Annotated in this window: 26 protein-coding genes and 2 pseudogenes; 13 read left to right on the top strand and 15 right to left on the bottom strand. The window is 68.0% G+C overall.

Annotated elements, in window-relative coordinates; all coding sequences use genetic code 11:
* Window positions 1-45 precede the first annotated feature (45 nt).
* A complete protein-coding gene (locus B1790_RS19890) occupies window positions 46-507 on the top strand; it encodes a hypothetical protein (RefSeq protein ID WP_079924998.1) in 462 nt (153 codons plus the stop codon).
* A 101-nt stretch (window positions 508-608) separates the two neighbouring features.
* Here the strand turns inward: B1790_RS19890 and B1790_RS19895 are convergent, their stop codons facing one another.
* The 6 genes and pseudogenes from B1790_RS19895 to B1790_RS19920 form a co-directional block, all read right to left on the bottom strand.
* A complete protein-coding gene (locus B1790_RS19895; RefSeq protein ID WP_233165220.1) occupies window positions 609-953 on the bottom strand; it encodes a hypothetical protein in 345 nt (114 codons plus the stop codon).
* 277 nt (window positions 954-1,230) lie between these two features.
* Window positions 1,231-1,592: pseudogene (locus B1790_RS19900) on the bottom strand (Rv2640c family ArsR-like transcriptional regulator).
* A 245-nt stretch (window positions 1,593-1,837) separates the two neighbouring features.
* On the bottom strand, window positions 1,838-2,923 hold the full coding sequence (locus tag B1790_RS19905) for a sulfite oxidase (protein ID WP_064284661.1): 1,086 nt from the start codon (window positions 2,921-2,923) through the stop codon (window positions 1,838-1,840).
* 48 nt (window positions 2,924-2,971) lie between these two features.
* Window positions 2,972-3,829: a sulfite exporter TauE/SafE family protein gene (locus B1790_RS19910; RefSeq protein ID WP_064284662.1), complete on the bottom strand. Its 858-nt coding sequence runs from the start codon at window positions 3,827-3,829 to the stop codon at window positions 2,972-2,974.
* A 1-nt stretch (window position 3,830) separates the two neighbouring features.
* On the bottom strand, window positions 3,831-4,169 hold the full coding sequence (locus B1790_RS19915; protein WP_064284663.1) for a rhodanese-like domain-containing protein: 339 nt from the start codon (window positions 4,167-4,169) through the stop codon (window positions 3,831-3,833).
* Between the two features lie 28 nt (window positions 4,170-4,197).
* Entirely contained in the window at window positions 4,198-4,983 is a 786-nt protein-coding gene (locus B1790_RS19920; protein WP_233165221.1) for a GntR family transcriptional regulator, read from the bottom strand.
* Window positions 4,984-5,114: 131 nt separating this feature from the next.
* On the opposite strand from B1790_RS19920, the gene B1790_RS19925 reads away from it, so the two are divergent.
* The 9 genes from B1790_RS19925 to lgt all read left to right on the top strand — a co-directional run bounded on the left by B1790_RS19925 (window position 5,115) and on the right by lgt (window position 12,236).
* The gene (locus tag B1790_RS19925; RefSeq protein ID WP_064284664.1) at window positions 5,115-6,488 is read left to right on the top strand and encodes an MBL fold metallo-hydrolase; all 1,374 of its coding nucleotides are present in this window, start codon (window positions 5,115-5,117) and stop codon (window positions 6,486-6,488) included.
* 42 nt (window positions 6,489-6,530) lie between these two features.
* The gene (locus tag B1790_RS19930) at window positions 6,531-7,733 is read left to right on the top strand and encodes an FAD/NAD(P)-binding oxidoreductase (RefSeq protein WP_064284665.1); all 1,203 of its coding nucleotides are present in this window, start codon (window positions 6,531-6,533) and stop codon (window positions 7,731-7,733) included.
* A gap of 7 nt (window positions 7,734-7,740) precedes the next feature.
* The gene (locus B1790_RS19935) at window positions 7,741-8,442 is read left to right on the top strand and encodes a trans-aconitate 2-methyltransferase (protein ID WP_064284666.1); all 702 of its coding nucleotides are present in this window, start codon (window positions 7,741-7,743) and stop codon (window positions 8,440-8,442) included.
* A gap of 147 nt (window positions 8,443-8,589) precedes the next feature.
* On the top strand, window positions 8,590-8,901 hold the full coding sequence (gene usfY, locus B1790_RS19940; protein ID WP_268788621.1) for a protein UsfY: 312 nt from the start codon (window positions 8,590-8,592) through the stop codon (window positions 8,899-8,901).
* A 238-nt stretch (window positions 8,902-9,139) separates the two neighbouring features.
* Window positions 9,140-9,376: a hypothetical protein gene (locus B1790_RS19945; protein ID WP_064284668.1), complete on the top strand. Its 237-nt coding sequence runs from the start codon at window positions 9,140-9,142 to the stop codon at window positions 9,374-9,376.
* Window positions 9,373-9,855: a hypothetical protein gene (locus B1790_RS19950; RefSeq protein ID WP_064284682.1), complete on the top strand. Its 483-nt coding sequence runs from the start codon at window positions 9,373-9,375 to the stop codon at window positions 9,853-9,855. The genes B1790_RS19945 and B1790_RS19950 overlap by 4 nt, the downstream gene beginning before the upstream one ends.
* A gap of 36 nt (window positions 9,856-9,891) precedes the next feature.
* Window positions 9,892-11,118 carry a chloride channel protein gene (locus B1790_RS19955; RefSeq protein WP_064284669.1) on the top strand — a complete coding sequence of 409 codons (1,227 nt, stop codon included), beginning with the start codon at window positions 9,892-9,894 and terminating at the stop codon, window positions 11,116-11,118.
* Window positions 11,115-11,294, top strand: a complete 180-nt coding sequence (locus B1790_RS34375) for a hypothetical protein (protein ID WP_064284670.1) — start codon at window positions 11,115-11,117, stop codon at window positions 11,292-11,294. Before B1790_RS19955 ends, B1790_RS34375 begins: the two co-directional genes overlap by 4 nt.
* A gap of 78 nt (window positions 11,295-11,372) precedes the next feature.
* The gene (lgt, locus tag B1790_RS19960) at window positions 11,373-12,236 is read left to right on the top strand and encodes a prolipoprotein diacylglyceryl transferase (RefSeq protein WP_064284671.1); all 864 of its coding nucleotides are present in this window, start codon (window positions 11,373-11,375) and stop codon (window positions 12,234-12,236) included.
* 58 nt (window positions 12,237-12,294) lie between these two features.
* On the opposite strand, the pseudogene B1790_RS19965 reads toward lgt, so the two are convergent.
* The 3 genes and pseudogenes from B1790_RS19965 to B1790_RS19975 all read right to left on the bottom strand — a co-directional run.
* Window positions 12,295-12,702 (bottom strand): annotated as a pseudogene (locus B1790_RS19965) (TSUP family transporter); the annotation flags it as partial.
* A 38-nt stretch (window positions 12,703-12,740) separates the two neighbouring features.
* Window positions 12,741-13,151: a DUF302 domain-containing protein gene (locus B1790_RS19970; protein ID WP_064284673.1), complete on the bottom strand. Its 411-nt coding sequence runs from the start codon at window positions 13,149-13,151 to the stop codon at window positions 12,741-12,743.
* Window positions 13,152-13,194: 43 nt separating this feature from the next.
* Window positions 13,195-13,464, bottom strand: a complete 270-nt coding sequence (locus B1790_RS19975) for a metal-sensitive transcriptional regulator (protein WP_064284674.1) — start codon at window positions 13,462-13,464, stop codon at window positions 13,195-13,197.
* Between the two features lie 238 nt (window positions 13,465-13,702).
* Here B1790_RS19975 and B1790_RS19980 point away from each other — a divergent pair, with 238 nt between their 5' ends.
* Window positions 13,703-14,212, top strand: coding sequence for a DUF2243 domain-containing protein (locus B1790_RS19980; RefSeq protein WP_233165222.1), 510 nt, complete (start codon window positions 13,703-13,705; stop codon window positions 14,210-14,212).
* Window positions 14,209-15,078: a cytochrome c oxidase assembly protein gene (locus B1790_RS19985; protein ID WP_064284676.1), complete on the top strand. Its 870-nt coding sequence runs from the start codon at window positions 14,209-14,211 to the stop codon at window positions 15,076-15,078. Before B1790_RS19980 ends, B1790_RS19985 begins: the two co-directional genes overlap by 4 nt.
* 65 nt (window positions 15,079-15,143) lie before the next feature.
* Here the strand turns inward: B1790_RS19985 and B1790_RS19990 are convergent, their stop codons facing one another.
* The 6 genes from B1790_RS19990 to B1790_RS20010 form a co-directional block, all read right to left on the bottom strand.
* Window positions 15,144-15,617, bottom strand: a complete 474-nt coding sequence (locus B1790_RS19990; protein WP_369832385.1) for a hypothetical protein — start codon at window positions 15,615-15,617, stop codon at window positions 15,144-15,146.
* Between the two features lie 233 nt (window positions 15,618-15,850).
* Window positions 15,851-17,173 (bottom strand): hypothetical protein, encoded by a 1,323-nt coding sequence (locus tag B1790_RS19995; RefSeq protein ID WP_131809546.1) that lies wholly within the window; start codon window positions 17,171-17,173, stop codon window positions 15,851-15,853.
* Window positions 17,174-18,141: 968 nt separating this feature from the next.
* Entirely contained in the window at window positions 18,142-18,468 is a 327-nt protein-coding gene (locus B1790_RS20000) for a helix-turn-helix transcriptional regulator (RefSeq protein ID WP_064284679.1), read from the bottom strand.
* Window positions 18,465-19,607: a tyrosine-type recombinase/integrase gene (locus B1790_RS20005; protein WP_198952060.1), complete on the bottom strand. Its 1,143-nt coding sequence runs from the start codon at window positions 19,605-19,607 to the stop codon at window positions 18,465-18,467. Before B1790_RS20005 ends, B1790_RS20000 begins: the two co-directional genes overlap by 4 nt.
* A gap of 130 nt (window positions 19,608-19,737) precedes the next feature.
* The gene (locus B1790_RS34730) at window positions 19,738-19,905 is read right to left on the bottom strand and encodes a hypothetical protein (protein WP_158083853.1); all 168 of its coding nucleotides are present in this window, start codon (window positions 19,903-19,905) and stop codon (window positions 19,738-19,740) included.
* A gap of 12 nt (window positions 19,906-19,917) precedes the next feature.
* On the bottom strand, window positions 19,918-20,427 hold the full coding sequence (locus tag B1790_RS20010) for a hypothetical protein (RefSeq protein WP_079924999.1): 510 nt from the start codon (window positions 20,425-20,427) through the stop codon (window positions 19,918-19,920).
* 287 nt (window positions 20,428-20,714) lie between these two features.
* Between B1790_RS20010 and mobF the strand changes: the two genes are divergently transcribed.
* Window positions 20,715-25,771 (top strand): MobF family relaxase (gene mobF, locus B1790_RS20015; RefSeq protein ID WP_079925000.1); only part of this gene is annotated, 5,057 nt, incomplete at its 3' end.

Here is a 25,771-nt window from a genome sequence, read left to right on the forward strand (position 1 = left end):
AGCGCTAACTGGCGCACTCATCACCCTCTGAAACGGAGAACAACCATGACCGAGAACAACTTCGACCTCGCCGCCACCCTCCTCGCCGATGCCGCCGACCTCGTCGGCCACGCACCCCAGGGAACCACCACGGTCGACGACCACGCCTACGCCCCATTGCAACTGGTCACCACCCACACCGCCACCCCCGGCGGAGGACACACACTCGTCCTCTGGGCAGCCCACAACGATCGCGTCCTGGCGGCCGTCGAAGCGACCACCCACGCCGACACCGACGAGCCCGCCACCCGCATCATCGCCTTCCGCGCCGCGGGCCTCATGTTCGCCGGCCGGGCGAACCACACCTTCGCCGCCTACGGGCGCCACGCCTACTCCCTCGCCGCCACCGTCGGAGCCGACACCTGGCGCCTCACCGTCGATGCCGACACCACCGCACCCCAGACCGACCTCGCCGCCGCCCTGGACATCATCGCCAGCTCCTACGAGATCGCCTGCGCCGCCGGATAATCCCGGCTCCGCGCCGAGCGCGGCCGGTACCCACCAGGTGCCGGCCGCGCTGCGCGCCCGGAGGCGCTGCCACACCACACGTGTGCGACGGCCCGCCACCCTCACCACAGCGTCGGATGCCCTACCGCCAGCGCGTCCGCGACGGCCTGGGCGTCCCACCCGTTGCGGACCGCGTCGCGCAACGCGATCGACCGCTCGCGGCGCGCTTTCACTCCGGCGTCGCCCCGGCGGATCGCCAACCGGCCGCCGCCGCGGCCAGAGCGGCCCATCTGCTCCATGTTGTCGCGCTGAGAGCCGGCGAACACGTGTCGACGCCGGCCCTCGTCACCCGGTGCGCTCACCCGGACGCACAGCGGCACATTGCAGCCGTGCAGCGACCGTTCCCACGGCTCCAGCGGTAGGCCGCGTCGGGCCACCGCAAGGGCATACCGATTGGATCGCAGCATGATCCGTCGACCATCGCGTCGAATCCACAAGGCTGGCAGAGAGCACTTATTCGAAACGTGCGGTATTCCAGTTGAGGCTGGCAATGAGTACTCAACCGAAAAGTGCGCAATACCTCCGGAGGCGCTTGCAGCCGATGTCGCAGGCCGACGACAAAGACTCGCAACAAATTCGGAGGCATCAGCGTCACTCTCGGTTACTCGCGCGGCCAACGCGCCGACGTGCAGCGCCGGATCCGTCACGCTACCGACCTCGGGATCACGAAAACGGTGCTGACGGCTAGGTGCAGCAGTTGGGGTCGAGCACCGCACACAGCGCGGCCAGGGAGCTGCGCTGCGCTCGGTGGTAGACATTCATCCCGCGGCGCTCCGAGGTAACCAGGCCCGCGTTACACAGCTGGGTGAGGTGGTGGCTGATGGTGGACTCGGTCAACCCGACCGCGGCGGCAAGGTCACCACCGTTCTCCTCGCCCGTCGCCGATGAGAACAGGCGCGACATGATCTTCACTCTGGCCGGATCGGCCAAATGCTTTCAGCCGCAGCGCCACCTCCAGCGCCGCGGCGTCGGACATCGGACCCGCCGCCACCGGTGCGCAGCACACCGGAGCAGACATGTTCCATGACAGGCAGCGTTTTGGACATGACCCCCACCGACAGTTGTCAGCAGCTTTAATCACAATGCTCGGCTAAACGCCGCAGTCGATGAAATAGCTGGCGAGCGGATGTCAACATCATGAATCCGGGTCACTGTCCTGTGGATGACGACCGCTTCGGCGAGCAGCGTGGCTTGCGACGTCGTGACGTCTCGGTCGGTTCAGGCACTCGATTCGCTTCGTTGTTGGCGGTGGGGTGGCCCACCGTTCACGGTTTCGGCGTCGTGTTCGCTGTCAGGTGACGTCGAAGTTGGCGGTCGCCCATGAGTTGTTGGCGTATCCCTTCGGATTCCACAGTGTCGCAGCGGATTCGGGCTGGGTGGAGCCGGTGCTGTCCCAGGCGCGGACCGTGACGTGAAGCGGTCCGGGTGCCGCGCAGAGCGCGAAGGACCACAATTGCCAGCCCCACTTGCTGTGCGTGGGTTCCAGGGCGGCTTGGGTCCAGGTGCTGCCGCCGTCGAAGGACACGTCGACCCGCTCGACGGTGCGGTCGTCGCCGGCCAGGGCGTAGCCGTGCAGGGTCATCGGTCCCGCCGGCACCGTCGCACCGTCTTCGGGTGCCAGGACGTCACAATTCAGCGCCACCGAGGACAGGGAGATGCCGTCTCCTGGCTTTGCGGTGTCGGGGTCGGCGTCGGCGGGCAGGATGCGGTAAGCCCTGGACTGGAAGAAGTTGTCCGACGGTTCGGGTTGCACCGTGATCGAGGTGATCCATTTGACGCTGCGGGCGCCGATGAATCCGGGAACCACGACCCGGACCGGTCCGCCGTGCACCCGCGGCAGGGGTTCACAGTTCATCCCCCAGGCCAGCAGGACTTCCTCGGACATGGCCTTGGGCAACGGAATCGATCCGCCGTAGGGCTGCACCGGGGTGGCCAGGTCGGAGACGTCGGGGGCGCCGAACGCCACGTGAAGCGACGGGTCGTCCTGGACGCCGGCGGCCTGCAGAACGTCGCGGAGGCGGGCTCCGCGCCACTCGGCTGTCGAGGTCGCTCCCGGGCCCCATGGATCCTCTCCGGGGATGTCGCGGACCTGGTTGAAGCCGGTTCGGCGGTTTCCCGCGCACTGCAAGGTTGCGATCACCGCGTGGGTGTCAAAGCGGCCGGTGAGTTCGGCGAAGGACAGGGCCAGGGGTGTGGTGACCAGGCCGGTGATCCTCAGTTGCCAGTCGTCCTTGGTGATCTCGGGGATGGGTCCGTGGTTGCGGCTGTAGAAGGTGTCCACGGGGGTGACGTCGCGCCCGCACAACGCCGACCGAGCCGGTTCGGCGTTGAAGGGCGACTCTTCGTGGACGATGGTGTCGGGCCGCTTGTCCCACATCGGGTACTCCTTTTCAGGTGGTGGATGGCGCCGTGTTTCGGTCGGAGGTCAGTGGGCGAGCTCGACGCCTGCGGTGGTGGCGACGTAGACCGCGATGACGATCAGCAGGATCGCGAAGCTGCGGGTCAGGGCGTTACCGGAGATCCGGACGCTGACCGCGGTACCGGCGACGGACCCGGCGACGGCGGCCAGGGTGAATGGAATCACGATCTGCCAGGGGACGCTCGCGGTGCCGAGACGTTCGGCGAAGGCGCCGGCACTGGTGATGGCCATGATGACCAGCGACGTGCCGACGGCGACGGGCATCGAGTAGCCCAGGGCCAGAACGAGTGCCGGCACGATGAGGAAGCCGCCGCCAACGCCCAGGAAGCCGGTGAGGAATCCGACGACCAGCGCGGCGGCGACCAGCTTGCCGGCTTGCGCGGTGGTGACCCTCGGCGTGGTGGCGGTGGCCACTGCCACCGGCGAATGTGCGGCGTGCTCAACGAGTTCGGTGCCGTCACGGGAGGGGTTGTCGCCGGACCCTGGTCCGGAGTGGGGGGGCTTTCGGGTGCGTCGCAGCATCGCAAGCGCGGCGACCACCATGAGCGCGGAGAACGCGATCAGCAGCACTTGAGGGTCGATGGCCCGGTTGAGGATCGAACCGCCGAACGCGGTCACCGACCCGATGACCCCGAACACCGCCGCGGCCTTCCACCGGACGTGGCCGCCGCGGGCGTGGGCGACCGCGGCGATCACCGACGTGACGCCCACGATGATCAGCGAAGCGCTGGTCGCCGACTGCGGGCCCACGTGCAGCAGCGACACCAGGACCGGCACCGTGAGGATGGACCCGCCGCCCCCGAGAGCGCCCAGGCAGAGACCGATCAGGACCCCACAGGCGATCGCGACGACGACGGTGTACATCTCAGATGACCGTGCCGGGAGTGCCGTCGTCGCGCAGCACCGGCTGACCCGCGTTCCCCCAGGCCGTCATTCCGCCAGACAGGTTGTGCACCGCCAACCCGGCAGTAGCCAGTTTCGCGGCGGCCTTACTCGACCGACCACCCGAGCGGCAGACCACGACCAGCGGCCCCCCGTCGGCGTGTGCGGACGGATCGAGGTCGCCCAGCGGCACGTGCACCGCCTTCGGCGCGTGACCGGCGGCCCATTCGTCGTCTTCGCGGACGTCGATCAGACTTGCCGTGCCCGCGTCGATCATCTGCGCGGCGGTGGCGGGGTCGACGTCCTGCAAGGGTTCGGTCATGCGATTCTCCTCTACTCGGTGGTGACGATTAGTTCCGTGACAGCGATTCGGCGGTGAGGAACCGGTACCCCTCACTGGGTGAGAAGCGGGCGCTCACGGTGAACCGGTCACCGCGAATCACGGTGTGGCGCAGTTCCACTGGTCGCTTGCCCATGAAGCTCAGACGCCGGATCGACAGTGCGGCCGACCGCTCGTCCAGATCGAGCAGCGCGGCGTCGGCGGGTTCGGGCACCACCGCGGTGACGTCCTCGCGGCCGCCGGTGAGTCGGATGCCGCAGCGCGTGTCGAGCTCGATGTAGAGCGCGGTGTGGGTGAAGCTCGCCTCCAGCAGGGGTTCGGCGAGTTCGGCGGGCAGCCAGGCAGAATCGCGCGCCAGCGGTAGGTCACCGGCCATCCGGAGACGCTCCAGATACACCAGGGGGGCATCGGGACCCATCTCCAGGGTCGCGGCCACCGCCGGGTCGGTGCGGATCTCCAACGCCCGCACCACGCTGTACTGGGTCAGGCCGGTCGCCTCGACCGCCGCGAAGAGGCTGTACAACGCCCCGAGGGGCTGCTCGATGACCGGCACGTCGGCCAACCGGGTGGCGCGGCCACGTTCGGCGATCAGCACCCCGTCGGCCCGCAGATGTCGCAGCGCCTCGCGCACGGTGTGACGGCTCAGACCGTAGGCGGCGGTCAACGCGTGCTCGCCGGGGAAACCGTCGGCGAACTCGCCAGCGGCGATGCGCTCCACCAGGTCATCGCGCAGTTGCGCCCACAGCGGCAGCGCGCTGGACCGATCCATCCGATCGCTCAGATCACCGTTGGCCACGCCGAACCTCCACTTCGCTGAAGACTGCTCGCCGACCTCGATTGCTCCGGGGAGGGTGCATTCGCGTCGAACACCCGCTACTGTAGCTTAATGTACGTACATCCGTACGACCGTTCAAGGAGTGAGTTCCTGTGCACGTTGAAGTGATCTCCACCGAGGATCTCGGTGACCGCAGCTACCTGGTCCACGACGGGACCTCCGCAGTGGTCGTCGACCCGCAACGCGACATCGATCGCGTCGAGAAAGTGCTGGCCGACGCCGGGGTCCGGTGCGCGATGGTCGTGGAGACCCACATCCACAACGACTACGTCACCGGCGGGTACGACCTGGCGATGCGCAATGGCTGCCCCTACGTCGTGAACGCCGCCGACGACGTGTCCTTCGCCCGCCTCGCGGTCAGCGACGGCGACGAACTCACCGTCGGCGCAATGACCATCCGCGTGCTGGCGACCCCCGGTCACACCGACACCCACCTGTCCTACGTGATCTCCGAGGGCGAGCAGACTCCTGCGGTGTTCACCGGCGGCTCACTGCTGTACGGCAGCGTCGGGCGGACCGACCTCGTCGACGTCGACCGCACCGAGGAACTGACCCGCGCGCAATATCATTCGGCGCGCCGGCTGGCCGCTGAGCTGCCCGACGCCACTTCGGTGTACCCGACGCACGGCTTCGGCAGCTTCTGCTCCTCGGGGTCGGCCGCTGGCGGTGACGGCGGCACCATCGGTGAGGAGAAGGGCCGCAACGACGCCCTGGTCACCGAGGACGAGGACGCCTTCGTCGACACCCTGATCGCCAACCTGAGCGCCTACCCCGCCTACTACGCCCACATGGGCGGCCTCAACCGTGGCGGACCCACCGCCCCGGACCTCACGCCGCCGGCCGTACTGCAGGCCGAGCACCTGCGCCAGCGCATCGACGCCGGTGAATGGGTCGTCGACTTGCGGGATGGCACCGCCTACGCCGCCTCCCACGTCCACGGTAGTGTGGGCATCGCTCTCGGGCAACAGTTCTCGACCTATGTCGGCTGGCTGATGCCCTGGGGCGCACCCTTGACGTTGATCGGTGAATCCGCCGAGCAGGTCGCCGATGCCCAACGGATGCTGGTCCGCATCGGCATCGACGAACTCCAGGGCAGCGCCACCGGCTCGGCACAGGAGTTGAGTGCCGGCACCCCACCGTCGTCCTACCTACGACACACCTTCGCCGAACTCCCCGGTGTCCTGGTCGACGCCGCGACCGCGACCGAGGAGGACGCGGTGCTGCTCGACGTGCGCCGCGACGACGAATACGCCACCGACCACATCCCCGGCGCCGCGCACGTCCCCCTGCACGACCTGCTCGACAAGCTCGACACCTTGCCGCCCGGACAACTGTGGGTGCACTGCGCCAGCGGCTACCGGGCCTCGATCGCGGCGAGCCTGCTCGACCGCGCCGGCCGTGACGTCGTCTTCATCGACGACGACTTCGACAGCGCCGTCGATCTGGGCTTGACCAAACAGTCCTGAGCCAATCCCACCATCGATTTCGACCTGAGGAGGTCTTCTCCCATGACCAGCACCATCAGCCACCAGGTCGCCGTCATCGGTGGCGGCAATGCCGGCGTCTCCCTGGCCGCGCGGCTTCGTCGCGCCGGCCTGACCGACATCGGCATCATCGAACCCGCCGACACCCACTACTACCAACCACTGTGGACACTCGTCGGCGGTGGATGCGCACCGGCAGCCGAAAGCGAGCGCACCGAGGCCTCCGTGATGCCCCAAGGGGTGGGCTGGATCAAGGACCGCGCCGAGCAGATCGACCCCGACGCCCAGACCGTGTCCACCGCATCGGGCACCACCGTGCACTACGACCACCTGGTGGTCTGCCCCGGCATCCAACTGGACTGGACCGCGATCCCCGGGATGGCCGAATCCTTGGACAGCCCTTCGGTGTCCAGCAACTACCGCTACGACCTCGCCCCCAAGACCTGGGAGCTGATCAAGAAGATGAGATCGGGAACCGCGATCTTCACCATGCCCGCCGGCCCGATCAAGTGTGCCGGGGCCCCGCAGAAGATCGCCTACCTGGCCGCCGACTATTGGCGCCAACAAGGTGTCCTGGACGCCATCCGGGTGATCCTGGTGCTGCCCACCCCCGGCATGTTCGGAGTCAAGGTGTTCGCCGACGAACTCGAACGCGTCGTCGCGCACTACGGCATCGAGGTCCACAAGAACAGCGAAGTCACCACCGTCAACCCCGACACCCGCACCGTGACCATCACCGACAACGCCGCCGACACCACCCAGGAAGTCGGCTACGACCTGCTGCACGTCGTGCCCCGCCAGTCTGCGCCGGACTGGATCAAGGCCAGCCCGCTCGCGGACCCCGACAACCCCGGTGGCTACGTCCAGATCGACAAGAACACCATGCGGCACACCCGATTCGACAACGTCTTCGCCCTCGGCGACGCCGGGTCCTCCCCCAACTCCAAGACCGGCGCCGCCATCCGCAAGCAGGCCCCGGTCGTGGCAGCGAACCTGCAAGCCAGCCTGGCCGGAAAGCCACTCCCGGCCAGCTACGGCGGGTACGCGTCCTGCCCGCTGACCACCGCACGCAACAAGATGCTGCTCGCCGAATTCGACTACACCATGCAGCCCGCGCCGTCGATCCCGCTCATCGACACCACTCACGAACGCCGCGACATGTGGTACCTCAAACGCCGCGGCCTACCCTTCATGTACTGGAACCTCATCCTCACCGGCAGGGCATAGCGCACCCATGTCGAGTGCGTCGGCGTGGGATGCCTACTACGCAGGGGTCGAGCACCCCTTCTGCACGGCCACCGCAACGGCGCTGACGTCGCGGACCGACCGGCTCCCACCTGGGCGGGCGATCGATCTAGGCTGCGGCCTCGGACGCCACGCCCGCCATCTCGCCGAATCGGGCTGGTCGGTCCAAGCCGTGGACTTCTCCCGCGTCGCCATCGAAATCGCCACCGCCGCAGACGGACCCGATGTCACCTACCTCGTCGGTGACGTCACACGGTGGCGACCAGCCGAGCCGGCCGACCTGATCCTCGTCAGCTTCCTGCACCCCCGGGCCGAGGAACTCTTCGCGCTCCTCGGCGCCGCCAGAACATGGCTCGCACCCGGCGGGCACCTGCTGTACCTCGGACACGCCCACCACGTCGCCGTGGACGGCGACGGCCCGCACGGCGACTTTCCCGACCTCGCCGACCTGGCACGCGCGTGTGAGGGCATGCGCATCGACGAGATGGCCCACATCGTCCGCCCCCACATCGACACCACCACCGTCGATGTCCTCCTGCACGCCCGGAGCTGGTGCAGCCAGAACACCGCGCTCTCGCCCGCAGGAGCAGACTTCGGCGCATTGTCGCGCGAGCCATCCCGAGCCGCCTCGCCCGCTCACCCCAGGATGCGGGTCACATGCGCCGGCCGCAGTTCCTCGTCCAATAGGTGAGGAGGAAGCAAGTTGATTAGCAACGAAACGCCGTGCGGCACCGATCTGCTGGCCCGATTTGAGTCGCTTTCCGCCGTGCCCCCCTGCAGCACCCTCGCCGCGACTCCACCGGATCACCAACGACGTGAAAGATAGGGAAGGTGAATGATGGGAGACAGGTCGAACGACCCCGTCGATCATGCCCGTACCACCCGCAAGCACGCGGGACAAAACATGAAGAACACCGCGGCGATGCCCGCCCTCATCGGCATCGGGCTTGCGGTCGTGGCGTTCTTCATCTGCCTGTTCTGCTTCGCCGTGGGGCAGGTGAGCGGCGGTGTCGTCGCCGCGGCGATCGCGGCGTGCCTCGCCGTGGCCGGATTCGGATGGCTTGGCAGGGAACGGCGTCGAGTGCGCCAGGTCGAGGCCCGCTACGTCGCCGAGCACCCCGACGCAGAACCTCAGACACCGACCAGCTAGCAGCGCAACGCCCTACCGACGCAGCCAGTCCCCGCTGTGTCCTCGACGCACCACGCCGACACGCCCGCTACGACACCCTGCGGGCACCGGATCTGTTCCTGCACGGCCACTTTCCGACCGCCCACCACGCTCGTACTGCCAGGAGGACTCCGATGGGTACCGACGACCAACTCGAAACCTGCGCACTGCGCTTCGCTATGCGACGAAGTTCGTCGCCGCCTCCGACGAGGCGCGGCAGGTGGACGTGGTCGTGAACGGCCCGGCACGCGATCTCGTCGGCGTCGACTCCGACTTCCGTGACCAAGTGAGCGAACTCTACGACACCGGGTCCCTGTCGTTGGCCGCATGCGCCGACACCATCGCCGCCCGCCGTGTCGGGCCCGCCGACCTGCACACCGCCGCCCGCGTCGTCCCGGCCGCGGTGCTTCGCCTGGCGCAACGCCAATGGGCCGGTAGGGCGAATCTATGCCCATGACCGCTCTCCGAACCTCCGTGCGGCCGTTGCTGGCCTGGCCACGACGTCGGTGGGCGACCGCCGGCGCCGCCGCCGTGGCCACCATCGTGTTCATCGGGGTGCCCACCGACCTCATCGACACTCCCCTGTTCTCCCGCGAGGTAGCGCCGACCTGGTGGTCCTGGCCGGTCCTGCTGCTGACCGCGACGTTGACGGGTCTACTCGTCGCCACCTACGTCGCCACGCCCACCGGCACCGGGCCCGACCGTTCCGCTTCGCGCGCCGGGGGTGTCGGCGGGCTGCTCAGCTTCTTCGCCGTCGGTTGCCCGGTGTGCAACAAGCTGGTTCTCCTGGCGGTGGGTACCAGCGGTGCGCTGCGATGGTTCCAACCGGTGCAGCCCATCCTGTCGGTGGCCGGTCTGCTTCTGCTGGGTTGGGCGTTGCGTGTCCGGCTGCGCACCGAGCAGTCCTGTCGTGTGCCGCAACGTGCGCGGTCGTGACCCACGGGGGCACGTGCAGCCCGTCGCCGCAGCGACATGAGCCGTCTACGAAGCGCTGTGGCGTTCGGTGCCGCGATCCTGGTCACCGGTGTGTTCAGCGGCTTGCTCGGTGGGTCGGTGACGTGGCTGGTCCGCGCCGTGCAACACCTCGCCTACGGCTACGACCAGGGGCCGCTGGTGGCGGGTGTCATCGCCGCGTCGACCGAACGCAGGATTCTTGGCCCCGCCATCGGATGCGCGCTGGCGGGACTGGGTTGGTGGCTGCTGCGCCGCACGACGTCGATACCGGCACTGGATGATTCGATCCGCGTGGGCCGCCCGCTCCCGTTCATCGCCTTGGTGGGTGATGCGTTGCTGCAGGTGCTTGCCGTGGGCTCCGGCGCCTCACTCGGTCGCGAGCAAGCCCCCCGGATGCTCGCCGCGGTCGGTACCGAACTGTTCATCCGCACCGGCTCGATTCCGCCTGCCCAACGCCGCATGCTCCTGGGTGGTGCTGCTGGGGCAGGGCTTGCCGCGGTGTACAACGTGCCCGCCGCCGGTGCCCTCTTTGCCTGCGGCATCGTACTGCGCACCTGGCGCCCGCAAGCCATCCTCGTCGCCGCCGCGACGTCGAGTATCGCGACCGTGACCGTATGGCCCCTCACCCAGGGTGCCCCCACTTTCGGCTGGCCTGCAACGTATTTCAATTCCGAATCAGTACTCCTCGCCCTGGCGGTGATCCCGGTCGGCGCAGTGGTCGGTGGTGTCTTCCTCTGGCTTACCGAGCGCGCGAAACCACCGATCACACCGGCATCGTGGAAGCTGGTTGCGACCGTGGGGCTGGCGGGTCTGACCACGGGGGCCGCATCGACGTGGCTGCCGCAGTTGCCCGGCAACGGCAAGAGCATCGTGCTCGAAAGCCTCGACGGTGCAGGCCCGATGGTGGCGCTCGCCCTCGCCGTCGTGCTCAAACCTGTGCTCACCGCCTTGTTCCTGCGGGCGGGCGCGGTGGGCGGGATGATCACCCCCGCGCTGTCGACCGGCACCGCCGCGGGCGCGTTGATCGCGACCACCGTCAATCATTTCGGCGGGCACGCCAGCATTCCCATCATGGCACTGGCGGGGGGTGCCGCCATGCTGGGAGTCACCCAGAAAGCGCCCCTCTTCGCCGCGGTATTCACCGCCGAACTCACCCACCCACCGGTTCAGATGTATGGGGTGCTCCTCGTGGTCGCCATGGGTGCGCACGTCGCCGGCAGGCTCATCCGTCGGCGCGCACGATGAACGGCACCGATCGACGGCGGCCGAGCCGCCAGCTGCTACCCGACGGGTATCGGCGCGGCCCGCTGCACACCGCGAGGTTCACGACGATTTTCAGCGGCGACGTCACCTGCGGCTGCTTCACCTGGGATGTCGATGTCAAACAGCTTAAGAACCAGCGGGTTTCGTGGAGCCGCTAGGTTGGCAGAGGCGCCCCGTCGGGACGCGCACCGACAAGCCGGGCATCGCATCGGGGACTCAAGGAAGGTGAGGCGGCCATGACTCTGGCGTATCTTCCCAGCCCCGGTCGGGGTGTCTGGCATCTGGGGCCGATCCCGATCCGGGCCTACGCGTTGTGCATCATCGCCGGGATCGTCGTCGCGATCTGGCTGACCCGACGGCGATGGACGGCCCGCGGGGGCAAAGCTGACGACGTGGTGGACGTCGCGTTGTGGGCCGTCCCGTTCGGCATCGTCGGCGGACGCCTCTACCACGTCGTCACCGATCCCGAGCTGTACTTCCTGCCAGGGCGCAGCCCGATTCGGGCGTTCTACATCTGGGACGGCGGCCTGGGCATCTGGGGTGCGGTCGCACTCGGCGCGGTGGGCGCCTGGATCGGCTGCCGACGCCGCAGCATCAACCTGCTGGACTTCGGAGACGCACTGGCACCCGGGTTGGTATTGGCCCAAGCGATCGGCCGATGGGGCAACTACTTCAACCAGGAACTCTACGGCCGGCCCACGACCCTGCCATGGGCACTGGAAATCGATCCAGCCCATCGGCCCGCCGACACCCCAACGATCGGCCTATACCACCCGACGTTCCTTTACGAATCATTGTGGAACGTCGCCGTCGCGGTGCTGTTGCTCTGGGTCGACCGGAGATTCCCCCTATCGCGCGGAAAGCTGTTCGCGCTCTATGTCGCTGCTTACACCGTGGGACGCGGTGCCATCGAGGCGCTACGCGTGGATCACGCGAACCACTTCCTCGGGTTGCGGTTGAACGACTGGACATCCCTGATCGTGTTCCTCGCAGCGCTGGCGGTGCTCGCGTGGCCGCGCCACAGCCCAGTCGTTGCCCAGGACCGTGACGCCGGCGGGCATGCGTTGCGTGACGCGCCACCCGCGGTCGACACCAACTAGCTGGCACGACCACGCAGACGGACCCCCGACTTGGATGAACGCACGAGCGGTTGTCACGACAGCGCCGCCAGTCGATCCCGTCATCGCCGACTTCACATGCGGTGCCGGTGTCACCGGTGTCGCGCAGCATCCGTATTCCGGCAACCATCACCGCATGTGAAGCGATTCATGACCGCCGCCTCGGGCAGGTGATCGCCGATGGCAGACCCGACGAAGGGGGCTGGGATGCCGAATAGCGCGAAGACCCCGGCCAGTCGCCACTGCACCTGACCCGCCCGCACCTTCGGAACGGCACCGAACCGGAGGCCACGCCCACCACGATCAACGAGGTGAGGATCGCTTGGGCGGTGCCCAGTCCCAGGGCGTAGACCAACGCTGGCACCGCCATGATCGATCCGCCACCACCAAGCAGTTCGAGCAGGGCGCCGATGACAGCGCCGACGACGAGCGCAAGAGCGATGGTCATGATCGCGTGCAGCCGTAGATTCCGCCGAGACTGCGGGACTACTCGGCGCCGGCCTGGCCGAGGGAGTCGATGGCAGCTTGCAACTTGGTGGCGGCTTCGTCGGCGACGTCACGCAGTCCCGGTTGATCGGAAAGCTGGACCATCACCTGCGGGTCCATCGCGTCGATGATCACCGTGTCGGCCGAGTCGACGTCGGCGCGGACGGTGACGTTGCAGGGCAGCAGCAGGCCGATCTGGCGGTCGGCGTTGACGGCACGGTGCGCTAGTGGCGGATTGCAGGCGCCGAGGATGAGGTAATCCTCCATGTCTTCACCGAGCTTGGCCTTCAACGTGGCCTTCATGTCGATCTCGGTCAGGACCCCGAAGCCCTGATCCGACAACGCCTTGCGGGTCTTCTCGACCGCGTCCTCGAACGAAGTGTGCAGTGTGGTCGACAATGCGTAGCCCATGGCGGTATTCCTTTCACTTATTTGCCTTAGGTGGCGGTGGATGTCATGCCAGTGCCAGGAAGAGCTTCTCCAGTTCCGCCTCGGTCATCGGCTGTTGTCCTTCGGCGGCCTCGCCGGTCAGGCACTGCCGTAGCCCAGTGGCGACGATCTTGAACCCGGCCTTGTCCAGGGCTTTGGAGACGGCGGCGAGCTGTGTGACGACGTCCTTGCAGTCGCGCCCCTGTTCGATCATGGCGATCACCCCGCCAAGCTGCCCATGCGCTCGGCGCAAGCGGTTGAGAACCAACGCGATGCTGTCATCGTCACCCGTCATGGCAAGCCCTTCTCGGTGTCCCATCGCGGCTAGACGCCGCGCATCCACCGCATACCCCCAGGGGTACATGGCTAAACGTGCATTACCCCCAGGGGTATGGGGGGATGTCGCGCATGGACTCGTCGGTACATACCCCTAGGGGTTTAGCGCCACGGATCTCGGGTACGCCAACGACGTCTGGGCAGATGGCCTGCAAACCGGTAAGGAGCAACATCTCCATGGAACGGTTGCCCCGTCGTTGACGTTGCCCGGCATCGTGCTCGGCGTGGGTCTGGGCGGCTTCGTCGACGGCATCCTCCTGCATCAGATCCTGCAGTGGCACCACATGCTCACCAGCATCGGCTCGTCACGAATCCACGTCGGCGCCTACCCCGCCGACACCGTGCACGGCCTGCAGATCAACACCGTCTGGGACGGACTGTTCCATACCTTCACCTGGCTGTCGGTGCTCATCGGACTCGGCCTGCTGTACTCGCGGCTCACTCATTCACGCGGGAAGGTGTGGACATCGCGCGCCTTGTGGGGCTGGGTCCTGGCCGGGTGGGGCATCTTCAACTTGGTCGAAGGAATCATCGACCACCAGATCCTGGGTATCCATCACGTCCGCACCGGCGAACACCAAACACTCTGGGACGTCGGCTTCTTGGTCCTCGGAGCGGTGTTGGTGGTCGGCGGCTGGCTGCTGCAACGAAGCGCCAAACCACTAGACGCGGGCACATATCCTGAGCGCAACGCCGAGACGCCGTGACCACGCTCGCCCACGGCATGGACGGCCATCACGATGCCGCCCTGTCGGTCAGCTCCCTGCTGGCGATGGGCATCCTCGCCGCCGTCGCACTGGGGTACGTCGGTCTCGCGGTGGCACGTCGGCGCGAACCACGCGGCTGGAATCACTGGCGCACACTGAGCTTCGTCACCGGTGTCGCACTGCTCATCCTCGCACTCAAGCCGTCGGACTCCGAGGACTTCGGCGACCACATGCTCGGTCACCTGCTGATCGGCATGTTCGCTCCACTCGCACTGGTGCTCGCCGCTCCGGTCACCCTGGTTCTTCGCACCGTGTCCCCCAGAACCGGTAGAGCCATCGTGCATGGGTTGAAGTCGGCACCGGCACGGATACTGACCAATCCAATCCTGCTGCTGACGGCGAACATCGGTGGCCTCGCGCTGCTCTACTTCACACCGCTCTACAGCCTCACGATGGCCAACACCGTGCTGCACGAACTGATCCACGTGCACTTCTTCGTCACCGGATACCTGTTCGCCTGGATGATCGCGGGACCAGACCCAGGCCCACACCGTCCCTCGGTACCGATCCGCCTCGTCGTCCTGGGCGTCGCTGTCGCTGGACACTCGATCATCGCCCAGCTCCTTTACGCAGGGCTCTTCGTCGACGCGCCCCTCACGCCAGAGGAACTGCGCGACGGCGGCACCCTGATGTACTACTGGGGCGACATCGCCGAGATCATGCTCGCACTGGCCATGCTCCTCACCTGGCGACCGATCCGGCGGCGAAACCCCGACGGTCTGCACACATATCGAATGGAAGGTGGCGCTTCCAAGTCGTATGACCCGCGGGATCGAATACGACAGCGGCCGCAGCGGTTGGCTTAGGCGCTCAGCTGACCGCTACTGCATCGGGCGACCCCGTACCTGTCGTGATGACGCGACGTTCTTGTTCACCACAGGGTGAGCGGCACGCCCGCGTTTTGGGTTTCGAGGATCCGCCTCTCGATGTCTGCGCCGGACTCGTGGTTGGCGAGACCGGCACGGATAGCCGCTGCGATGGCGCGTGTGCGCCCGGCTGCGCCTCGTATGTCGGCTAGCGGATTGGCGAGATTTCTTCTGCGCGTGAGGTACTCGAAACGGTTGGTGGCGTTGGTGCCCAACCGCATGTGTGTGGGGTTGGTGCATCCGGCGAAGTCGCATTGGTGCGAGATCACGGCGTCCTGGGTGCTGGACCATCCGAGTCGCGGAATCACGCCATGGGCGAGTTGGTAGGCGAAGAGGTGCGCGGGAACGGTGCCGCGCCTGGTCGGTCCGGGCAGGCTGGCGGCGCGGAAGGACCCGTGACCGGTCGAGGACACCGCGCCGATCCAGACCCAGCACTGATCCTCGGCGCGCCGATAGCGTTTCGCTGTGAAGCGTGCCACGACCTCTGAGTCGTCGAGCCAGGAGCGCCAGCGCCGCTCCGGAACCCGAATGGGTCTCGGTTGACCAATCAGGAGCAGTTGCTCGGCCGGTGCGCGATGGGTGGCCGGCGGAAGACGGTGCAGCGGTAAGGACAGTGCCGTGCCCGTGATAGCCACCATCGCCCTCTGCTGCCGGTTGAATTGAAGCTGTTACCCAGTGAGGGTAGGTGTGGGCTCCGACAGCGCAGAGGCGCTCAGCCGGTCCTCGGATTTAGCGCATCTGGGGATTCGATGCGCGCGGCAATATAGGCGGCGTTATCGCGGGCGACTAGTGCTGACCAGCGTGTCGCTGTGGTGACGGACAGTCCGAGCAGGTCGGCCAGGACTGCAGCGGGCAGGTCGGCTGCCAGCGCGGCCAGGGCGGCGCCACGGCCCGGGCGGATGAAGATGCCGAGCTTCTGGTTCAGCGCGGTGGACAGCCGGCCCGGGTAGAGGTGGGCGCCGGGCCGGGTGCTGGGGAACAGCCACGCAGGAGTTCCCGCCGACTGCTGGCGGGGGCTTAGCGCGGCGAGCTCCAGTGCCAGAGCGGCAAGTGGTGGTGGTAGAAGGACGGGTTGATCTTTGAGGTGCAGATAGGTGCCGGTCTGGCTGGAGATGAGGCTGTCGACGGTCAGTTCCACGACCCGGGTCGGGATTTGACCGTAGAGCAGCACCAGTGCCCCGGCCACGCGCAAGCGCAGCGCCAGGCTGTCATCGCGCAGGCACCGCCGCAGTAACACCCAGCGTTCGTCCTCGCCGAGGACGTTCTCGGCGAGGCCTTCTCGACCCAGCCAGCGAACCTGCAGATCCGCGCTCAGGCCGCGGGCGTGCGCCCACCGCAGGAAGTCCCGCACCCGGCGCCGAGTAGTGGCGCCCAGCCCGATCCAGGTATCGATATCGTGTTGAGTGGCTTCGGCAAGCGTACGGTCGTTGTCCTGCAAGAAGGTCAACAAGTGCGCGGCCGTCTCGATCCGTGTTCTGGCGTATTTGGGTGCGTTCGCGGTGATCCCCAGCCGTGCACCGCGGTGTCGGGTGCGAAGTAGCACCGACCAGGAAGCGTAGGGCCGCAGCAGCTGCGCGGTCTTCGGTGACAACCCGGCGAGAAAGCTCCTCAGCCACGGGCTCAGGGATTCAAGACCATCTGCCTGGGCGTCAAGGGCACCGGTGTGCACCAGAATGGTCCGCAGGTGTCCGACGCGGTTGCCGTGCGGGAGTGCATCAAGCATCCCGTGAGTGATCGGGTCACCCGCGGCGACGAGGTCGCGGAGGACGTGAATCCAACCGGCACCATTGAGGACCACGTGAGTCTGTTCGGCAGTGTTGTCCTGCAGCAGAAACGTTGCGACACCCTGCAGCTGGGTGGTGATCTGGCCGTCGGGGCCGGTCAGCAGTACGCGTACCCGCGTAGTGGTGGTGCACGCCAAACACTGTGTGCCGCCGATGAGGAGATCGACCTGTCCGCAGCCGTCGCAGACCCAGTTGCGGCCGTCGCCCGAGCACGGCCCACAGACCGAGTCACCGTCCTCCCCCACACCCACCAGCGGCCGGACCTCCCGGCAGCTGGCGCAGGCGCCGGGATTACGCCGCAGCCGTCGGTAGCACGGTCCGCAGACCGCCCCCAGCGGCAGCGTCGTTTGAATCGCGACGGTACGTTCGCATACGGCGCATATTCGGGGGCGCCGCTGACGGGCGTGGCACGTTCCGCACATCGGTTGACCGGACGCGTTGCCTCGCGCGCAGGGCCGCCTGCGCCCGCATTGGCTGCACGCCAGCGTCGGTGGCACCCAGCAGCGATGACAGATCCAGGTGCCGGCCTCGCGGTCAGCTACTCGAGCCTGCACTGTGCTGCGTCCGCACTGGATGCATTCGTGTTCCCGGCCGCGGCGATAACACCTGGGGCACAGCGGTCCTTGCACAGTGTGTGCGTGGGCGCGTTGGTGCTCCCGCCCGCATGAGGAGCAGGTGTAGAACTTGCGCGGCCCGCAGCTCTGGCACAGGGCTTGCCCGTCGACTCGGTAGGCGACCCGTGCCACGGTGCCGCAGCGCGTGCACGGGCGGTAGCGGGCGGGGTCGCGGGACGTGCAGCGTGCGCACACGACGCCGTCGCCTTCTCGGAAGGCGGGCTGACCCGGCTCACCGCAACGCACGCACACCTTGAGATGTGTTTGGCGATAACACGCTGCGCAGATGCTTGCACCGTCCCGGCGATACGGCAACCTCCGTTGCGTTCCGCATCGGTGGCAGCGCATCCTCTGCACGCCAGGATGTTCGGGGGCCAGGGCGTCGAGTAGAGCGCGCAGCGCTGACGGGCCGGTGGCCTCCGGGCCGGTCAACGCGTTCGGATGCGCGTGCAGGTAATGCACGAGCCCGGCGGCATGCGTCGGTAACAGCTTCATTGCTGCAATCTGGGCGCTGAGCCGCTCTACGTTCGCGTCGGGAAGTTGCAGCATCAAGATGGCCGCGATGTCCGCCGGACTGTGCCCCGCGCGACGAGGCGCTCGTTGCGTCATTGCCCGTTCGGGCGGCGGATCGTGGTGCGCCGCACCACCGGTGGTGTCGCCGGTTTCGCCTGCCCGGCAGCCTTGCGAACTTCGGTGCTGGTGACGGTGATCTCGATGAGGTCTTCGACACCGACGTCGAGGATGTCGCATAGCGCGGCCAACGTGTCCAGGCTCAGACGTTGCGGGGTCGTGGTGACCAAGCGGAAGACTTGCTCGCGGGAGAGATGAATGCCCCGCTCGGCGAGTAGTGGAACCAAGTCAGTGGTGGCGAACATGTCGCGCGTGGCCATGATCTTGCGCAGGTTCCACTGGCAGCTCATCTTCTGGATCATTGGCTCTCGCTTAGTTCGGGGTGGCGGCTCAGAGCACGCCGCAGCAGCCGGTTGCGGTACTCGTCGGAGACGCCGGTATAGATCGCGGTCGTGGCCGCATAGGTGTGCCCCACCTGAGTGGAGACGAACTTCTCCGGGTAGTCGAACTCGACCAGATGGGTGACATAGGAGTGGCGCAGGCAATGCAGACTCAGCGTGGGCTCCAGCCCGGCGGCGTCGCGGGCGGTGGTGAAAGCTTCGTCGATGCGGCGCATCGAGATTCGGCTGGCCCGCTCGGTGACCCACAGCGCCGGATGAGCGCCGACACCGAACGCGGGCCGGATGTCGTCGAGCCACTGCTCGAGAACCGCGACGATCCAATCCATCTCGGGGACCGTGAGCACGGTGCGTCGCTTCGGTGGGCTGCCCCGCGACGATTTACCCCAGCGGACGAACACACCGCCATAGCGACCGAACGCGGAAACTTTCGGGTTGTGCCGCAGATCCGCCAAATCCAGCCCACAGGCTTCGCGGCGCCGTAACCCGAACGCATAAATCGTCTTCAACAAGGCCGCATCACGCATCGCCGCCAACCCGCCCTTGCATCCGCGAGCACGGATGTCTTCGACGTGGCCGTCGGCGGCGTCGAACAGCGCTTGAACCTCACCGTAGGTCAACGGACGCCGCCGCGGGTCGCCTTCGTAGTCGGTGACGTGCACGATCGTGTTCCACTCGTGCAGGAGCTGCGCCGGCGCTACGCCAAAGCGCGCCAAGCACTCGACAGTCCACCCGTAGCGTGGGTCGCTGACGTACTGCAGAAACATCCGCAGCGTCGTCTCATACAGCCGCGCAGTCGACACCGCGATCGGCTCGCGCCGGTTGCGGCAGCTGTCGATGAACGCCTCAACATCGGCGCTCTGCCACTGCCACGGATACTCGTTGACGAACTCGGCCACCCGCCGCGCCAATCGAAGCCGCGAACTGATCGTCTCCGCCTTCAAAAAACGGGTCCGCTGCTGCAAAGCCCAGCCCGCCAGCATGGCCTCGAACACCGCCGAGGCCGGATCCAAATGCGTCACTCCCGGCAAGAGCACAAGATGCGATGAGCCAGCCAAATCACCCGCATCCGCCACGTTGCATAGAATGCAACAAAACTGCATTAAAAGCAACCGCCGTTTCCGCACGTCTAACCGGTACATTGATGCCAAGATGGCGCCGAGGGCGACCGCAGTTCCGAGCTTTCAGGCCATAGTGCCGATGAGCCGAATGCCGAATCCAATGCAACTCCGCTCAGTTTCGGCCGTACCCGTCCCCGCCGATGGCCGAGGTGAACAACCAGCAGTCTTCGGCCGCGGGACCGCGCACCACCGCCGCCTCGAACCGGGCGACTTCGGCGGCATCACGCACCGGATCCACCACCAGCTGTAGTGGTTCCGACCGCCGCCGATTCGTACTCACCGTGCTGACACGCTAACCCGTCGCCGCCCACGACGCTGTCGGCTCGCCGTCCGCCGCCGACGTCGCGTCCGCGGTTGCCGGCCCGGCCGCGGGTTCTCGGTCGGCACCTTCGGCGCCCGACCCGGTCACCCCCGCGCCGGGGCCCGACGTCGCCGCCAAGTTCGGTTCGGCGGTCGGGGAGTTCGTCTCGGCGAACCGGATTAGCTCACGCAACACCTTCTCGCCCATCCCGGTCAGTCGGCTGATGTCGCGCATCGTCTCGCCGCGGTCGCGCAGCGCGGCCAGCGCCACCCCGGCGGTCCGGCGGTGCTCGCCCCGCTTGACGTCTGCCTGCTCATGCAGGCCGGCGATCTTGCCCTCCAGCCAGTCGTCCACGCCGTCGAGGCGTTCGCGACTGGAGAAGAACACCGCCAGGTCCTCGGCGTTGCGTGAGGCCCGTTCCAGCACTTCCTTCTGCGAGGCCCGCACCGCTTCGCGGGCGGCCCGAACCGCTGTTTTCGACTTCGACACTTTGTTCGTCATGGCGCCAACCTAAATCCGCCCACATCCCTACAGCACCGCCCCAACCACACCGCTTTTCACGCACCGTCCAACCCGTTTCCCCAGCCCACCGACCACATCCGTTCTCACCACACCCCCCACCGCACCACACGCTCCGCCCTCACCAACGACCTCCGGTCGCCCTTCTACGCCCATCACACCTAGTGCATTCAGGTCACGAAACGGTAACGGCCGCCCGGAAGGAAACCTTGGGGCGGTGCTGTAGCCACGAGGTCGCCCCTAGCGTCGGCGGTGGTGATCGCACAGTGATGGGTCTGCACAAACTGACCGCCGGAGACGGGTACACCTACCTGCTCCGGCAGGTCGCCGTCGCCGACGGCACCGACCTGGGCCGAGCCAGCCTCACCGACTACTACTCCTCCAAGGGCGAGACCCCCGGCCGCTGGATCGGCGGCGGACTGACCGCCCTGGGCCGCCCCGTCAGCCGCGACCCGGACAACCCCCTGGTCGACAAGCTCTGGGGTGTACCCGAGAACTCCGAAGTCACCGAAGAACAGATGAAGGCACTCTTCGGTGAAGGGCTGCACCCCAACGCCACCAAGATCACCGAACACCTCACCGGCATCGGGGTGTGGGTGGACGGAGCGCACGCCGCCGCCAAGCTCGGGCGCCCGTTCCGACTGGGCGCCAACGAAAACGATTTCACCCGCCGCCTGCGCGCCGCCTACGGCCAGCACAACGAGACCCTCGGACGGGCCACCAACACACCGCTGGACGCGGGCGTGCGCGCCGAGATCCGCACCACCGTCGCCGCGCAGATGTTCGTCGAACGCCACGGCCGCGCGCACCAAGACGACCGGGAACTGACCGGATTCATCGCCCGACTCTCGCGCCTGGACACCACCGCCGTGGCCGGCTACGACCTCACGTTCACCCCCGTGAAATCGGTGTCAGCGCTATGGGCTCTAGCCCCCCTGGAGGTCGCCAAGACCATCGAGGACTGCCACCGCCAAGCCGTCACCGACACCCTCGCATTCCTCCAATCCCAAGCCTGCTTCTCCCGCATGGGCACCAACGGCGTCGCCCAAGTCGACACCACCGGATTCATCGCCGCGGCGTTCGACCACCGCGACTCCCGCGCGGGGGATCCGAACCTGCACACCCACGTCGCGGTGAGCAACAAGGTGTGCGCGATCGGCCCCGACGGCATCCCCCGTTGGCTGGCCCTGGACGGCCAACCGCTCTACAAGGCCAAGGTGTCGGCATCGGAGATGTACAACACCCTGTGCGAGGCCAATCTGATCGCCGCACTCGGCGTCGACTTCGCCAACGACACCCCCGCCCCGGGCAAGCGACCGGTCCGCGAAATCGTCGGCATGTCAGCAGAACTGATCGACATGTGGTCCTCGCGGCGGGCAGCCATCGAGCACCGCGTCGGCCAGCTCGCCAAGGACTTCCAGAGCGTGCACGGTCGCGAGCCCGGTGCGGTGGAAATGCTCGCCCTGTCCCAACAGGCCACCCTGGAAACCCGGCAAGCCAAGCACGCGCCACGGTCACTGGCAGAGCAGCGCCACGTGTGGCGCAGCGAGGCGGTCGGCACACTGGGAAGCCACCGCGACGTGGACGCAATGGTCGCCGCCGTCACCGCCGGGACCGCCTCGCGCGAGCGGGTCACCGTCACCCACGACTGGGTCGCCGAACAGGCCGCCGCGGTCATCGACACCGTCTCCGCATCGCGCTCGACCTGGCAGGTCAACCACGTCCGCGCCGAGGTGTCACGGGTACTTCGCTACACCGGCTGCCACGACACGCCACAGGTGGCGGAGCGCATCCTCGACGCCGCCTTGGGCACCCACAGCATCGCGTTGACGAGCACCGCCGACACCGAGATGAACGAGCCCGCGGTGCTGCGCCGACGCGACGGCGCCAGCGTCTACACCCGCCACGACACCACCGTCTACACCAGCGCCGACATCCTCGCCGCAGAGCGCCGAATCCTGGACGCCGCAGGGCTTTCCGGCGGGTACGTCGTCGACGACGACAGCATTGGCTTGGCCCTGTTGCAAGCCCACGCCCAACACGGCGTGGAGCTCAACGACGGCCAACAAACCCTGCTGCGCGAGATGGCCACCTCCGGTGCCCGCGTGCAGCTCGCGCTCGCCCCCGCCGGCACCGGCAAGACCACCGCCATGGGGACGCTCGCGGCCGCGTGGGTCAACAGCGGAGGCAACGTCGTCGGCCTCGCCCCGACCGCCGCAGCCGCTGAAGTCTTGGCCGCCGACCTCGGCGCGCCGACCGACACCATCGACAAACTGGTGCAGCTCTCCGGGCGCAGCGGAGGCCGTCCCGCGGCCGACGATCCCGCCCGAGCATGGTTCGACCGCATCGGTCCCGACACGCTGATCGTGGTCGACGAGGCCGGGATGGCGTCCACCGCAGGCCTGGACGCAGTGATCTCACACGCCCTGACTTGCGGTGCCAGTGTCCGCTTGATCGGTGACGACAAGCAGCTCGCCTCGGTCGCCGCGGGCGGCGTGCTGCGCGACATCGTGGCCACCTACCGGGCCTTGACCCTCTCCGACGTCGTGCGGTTCACCGACCCCGTCATCGGTGCCGCCGAAGGCGCGGCGAGCCTCGCGCTGCGCGACGGCGACCCCACCGGCATCGCGTTCTACCTCGACCACGGCCGCGTCCACGTCGGCGCCGAGCACGTCGCCGCCGACATGGCCTATCAGGCATGGTCGGAAGCCGTCAGCGCCGACCGCGACGCCCTGCTGATCGCCCCCACCAACGAGCTGGTCGCCGAACTCAACGAACGCGCGCGACTGGACCGGCTACGGCGCCACCCGCACCCGGACAACACCCGCACCGTCACCCTCTCCGACGGGTTGACCGCCAGCGTCGGGGACTGGATCCTCACCCGAAGCAACGCCCGCTGGCTGCACATCCCCGACGGCGGCTGGGTCAAGAACGGACACCGCTGGGTCATCCGCGACATCGACGCCCACGGCACCGTCACCGTGTCCCGCCTGACCGGAACCGACACCGAATCCGTCGTCCGGCTGCCCGCTCGCTACGTCCGCACGAACACCACCCTGGGGTACGCGCGCACCATCAACGGCGCCCAGGGATCGACCGCTCGCCACGAATGCCACGTCGTCGGCTCGGACACCCTGACCCGCGAACAGCTCTACGTCGCACTCACCCGCGGCAAGGCCGAAAACCACGTCTACTTCTCGACCAGCGAAGCCGACCCCCACGCCATCCTGACGCCCAAGGCCACCCACCCGCCGACCGCGGTGGACATCCTCTCAGGCATCCTGCGCCGCGACGGCGCGCAGGTCTCCGCGCACAGCGCCCAACGCGCCGACGCCGACCCCTTCACCCGGCTCGCACGCGCGGCCGACATGTACACCGACGCTCTCTCCAGTGCCGCCGAACAGCTCGCCGGAACCGACACGATGGCGCGCATCGACGCCGCTGCCGCAGCGCTGCGCGCCGACCTCACCAGTGCCGAAGCCTGGCCGGTGCTGCGCCGCAACCTCGCGCTGCTGGCGCTGGACGGGCACGACCCACAGCACGCGCTCGCCCACGCCGCGCAACGGCCGCTGGGCAACGCCGGCGACCCCGCCGCCGTGCTGGACTGGCGGCTGCCGACCCCCGTCGACAGCGCCCTGGACATCGTCGGACCGCTGCGCTGGTTGCCCTCGATTCCCACACCGCTGCGCGACGACTCAGCCTGGGCGCGCTACCTCGCGGCGCGCGCCGCGCTCGTCGGCGACCTCGCCGAACAGATCCGAGAACAAGCCCGGTCCTGGACCCCAGCCACCGCCCCGGTGTGGGCACGCCCCCTGGTCGGCCAGCGCCGCAACCTCCTCGCCGAAATCGCCGTGTTCCGCGCCGCCCACGACGTCGACCCCGCCGACACCCGCATCACCGGCCCCGAACAGCACGCCAACCGCTCCGCGTCCTTCCAAGGGATGCTGCACCAACGTCTCGACGACGCCCTGGTCTCCGGCAGCCAGGGTGCACGACGCTGGCGCACCCTGGCCGACAGCGTCGACCCGAACATCACCGCCGACCCGTTCTGGCCGCGTCTGGCCACCCATCTCGACCAAGCAGCCCGCGCCGGTGCCGACGTCACCGCCCTGGTCACCGACGCCATGAGCCGCCACGGCGCACTGCCCGACGAACTCCCCGCCGCGGCCCTGTGGTGGCGACTGTCCGGCACCCTGGCCCCGGCCATGCTCGACACCGCCAACGAGCGGCTGCGTCCACCCTGGACCACCGAGCTACACCGCATCCTGGGCAGCAGCGCGGCCGAAAGCGTCACCGCCGACCCCGCCTGGCCGGCGCTGGTCGCCGCCGTCAACGCCTCAGACTGGCCGCCGGCGGACCTCCTCTCAGCCGCCGCCGAGCACCTCCTCGACGCCCTCGTCGACGACGCGATACGACCCGACGAGTACGCCCGGGTGCTGACCTACCGCGTCGAACTGCTCACCCACTACGCCGCCGACCTCGACCGCGACATCCCTCACCCCGCCGACGGACTCGGGGACCCACTGCGGGAGGCCCCCGCCCACCCGGCTGGTCTCGGAGACCACGGCGATCCCGGGTACGACGACGACTTCGGCTACGTCCCCGAATACGAGGACAGCCTCGGAGACCTCGACTTCTACTTGCTGCTCAGCGAGCGACCAGCCGTCACCCCCGACCTGGACGTCGACATCACCGAACTGCGGGCACGCCGGGAGGCGGCCAAGGTACGCGCCCGCACCCTGGCCGAGGCGGTGCTCTCCCCCCAGGGTGGACCCGCCGAGCAGGCCGCCCGTACCGAGCTGGCCGAGCTGCACCACCGCCACGTGCAGCAACGTCCCTACCAGCACGACCTGGCGCACGCGCACGCCGACTGGGTCGGTGCCGAGCACGCCTACGAGGCCCAGCAGTACCGGATCGCTCAGCTCGAGCAGCTCGTCGCCCGAGCCGAAAACGAACAGGACCAGGCCCTGGCGCAGGCCTACCGCGAGCGCCGCGGTGACCTCGCCGCCGACGCGGTCGACCTCGCCGCGGCAGTGGTGCGAACCCGCACCCAACGTGACGCGGCACGCAAAGCGCTGTCCGGCGCCGCCGGCGGCGCGCACCGGGTGGTCACCGCCGAGGACATCGAAGCGCGCCGCGCGGTCGCCGTCCACGCCGACATCGCCGACCTCAACGCAGCCCGCGCCGAGGCGCGGGAACTGGACAACCAGCTCAACCGCGCCGAGGCGCGCACCGCCCGCACCTTCGCCGACCAGCCCGCCCGCGACACGGAGCAGGCCCGCATGGCGGCGATGACCACCGAACGCGACGTGATGGTGTTGCGTGC

The organism is Mycobacterium sp. AT1 (assembly GCF_002043095.1).
GTDB lineage: Bacteria > Actinomycetota > Actinomycetes > Mycobacteriales > Mycobacteriaceae > Mycobacterium.

Coding starts and splice junctions, on each gene's coding strand:
- B1790_RS19890 (WP_079924998.1), top strand. CDS start 46: ATGACCGAGAACAACTTCGACCTCGCCGCCACCCTCCTCGCCGATGCC.
- B1790_RS19895 (WP_233165220.1), bottom strand. CDS start 953: ATGCTGCGATCCAATCGGTATGCCCTTGCGGTGGCCCGACGCGGCCTA.
- B1790_RS19905 (WP_064284661.1), bottom strand. CDS start 2,923: ATGTGGGACAAGCGGCCCGACACCATCGTCCACGAAGAGTCGCCCTTC.
- B1790_RS19910 (WP_064284662.1), bottom strand. CDS start 3,829: ATGTACACCGTCGTCGTCGCGATCGCCTGTGGGGTCCTGATCGGTCTC.
- B1790_RS19915 (WP_064284663.1), bottom strand. CDS start 4,169: ATGACCGAACCCTTGCAGGACGTCGACCCCGCCACCGCCGCGCAGATG.
- B1790_RS19930 (WP_064284665.1), top strand. CDS start 6,531: ATGACCAGCACCATCAGCCACCAGGTCGCCGTCATCGGTGGCGGCAAT.
- B1790_RS19935 (WP_064284666.1), top strand. CDS start 7,741: ATGTCGAGTGCGTCGGCGTGGGATGCCTACTACGCAGGGGTCGAGCAC.
- usfY (WP_268788621.1), top strand. CDS start 8,590: ATGGGAGACAGGTCGAACGACCCCGTCGATCATGCCCGTACCACCCGC.
- B1790_RS19950 (WP_064284682.1), top strand. CDS start 9,373: ATGACCGCTCTCCGAACCTCCGTGCGGCCGTTGCTGGCCTGGCCACGA.
- B1790_RS19955 (WP_064284669.1), top strand. CDS start 9,892: ATGAGCCGTCTACGAAGCGCTGTGGCGTTCGGTGCCGCGATCCTGGTC.
- B1790_RS34375 (WP_064284670.1), top strand. CDS start 11,115: ATGAACGGCACCGATCGACGGCGGCCGAGCCGCCAGCTGCTACCCGAC.
- lgt (WP_064284671.1), top strand. CDS start 11,373: ATGACTCTGGCGTATCTTCCCAGCCCCGGTCGGGGTGTCTGGCATCTG.
- B1790_RS19970 (WP_064284673.1), bottom strand. CDS start 13,151: ATGGGCTACGCATTGTCGACCACACTGCACACTTCGTTCGAGGACGCG.
- B1790_RS19975 (WP_064284674.1), bottom strand. CDS start 13,464: ATGACGGGTGACGATGACAGCATCGCGTTGGTTCTCAACCGCTTGCGC.
- B1790_RS20000 (WP_064284679.1), bottom strand. CDS start 18,468: ATGATCCAGAAGATGAGCTGCCAGTGGAACCTGCGCAAGATCATGGCC.
- B1790_RS20005 (WP_198952060.1), bottom strand. CDS start 19,607: ATGCAGTTTTGTTGCATTCTATGCAACGTGGCGGATGCGGGTGATTTG.
- B1790_RS20010 (WP_079924999.1), bottom strand. CDS start 20,427: ATGACGAACAAAGTGTCGAAGTCGAAAACAGCGGTTCGGGCCGCCCGC.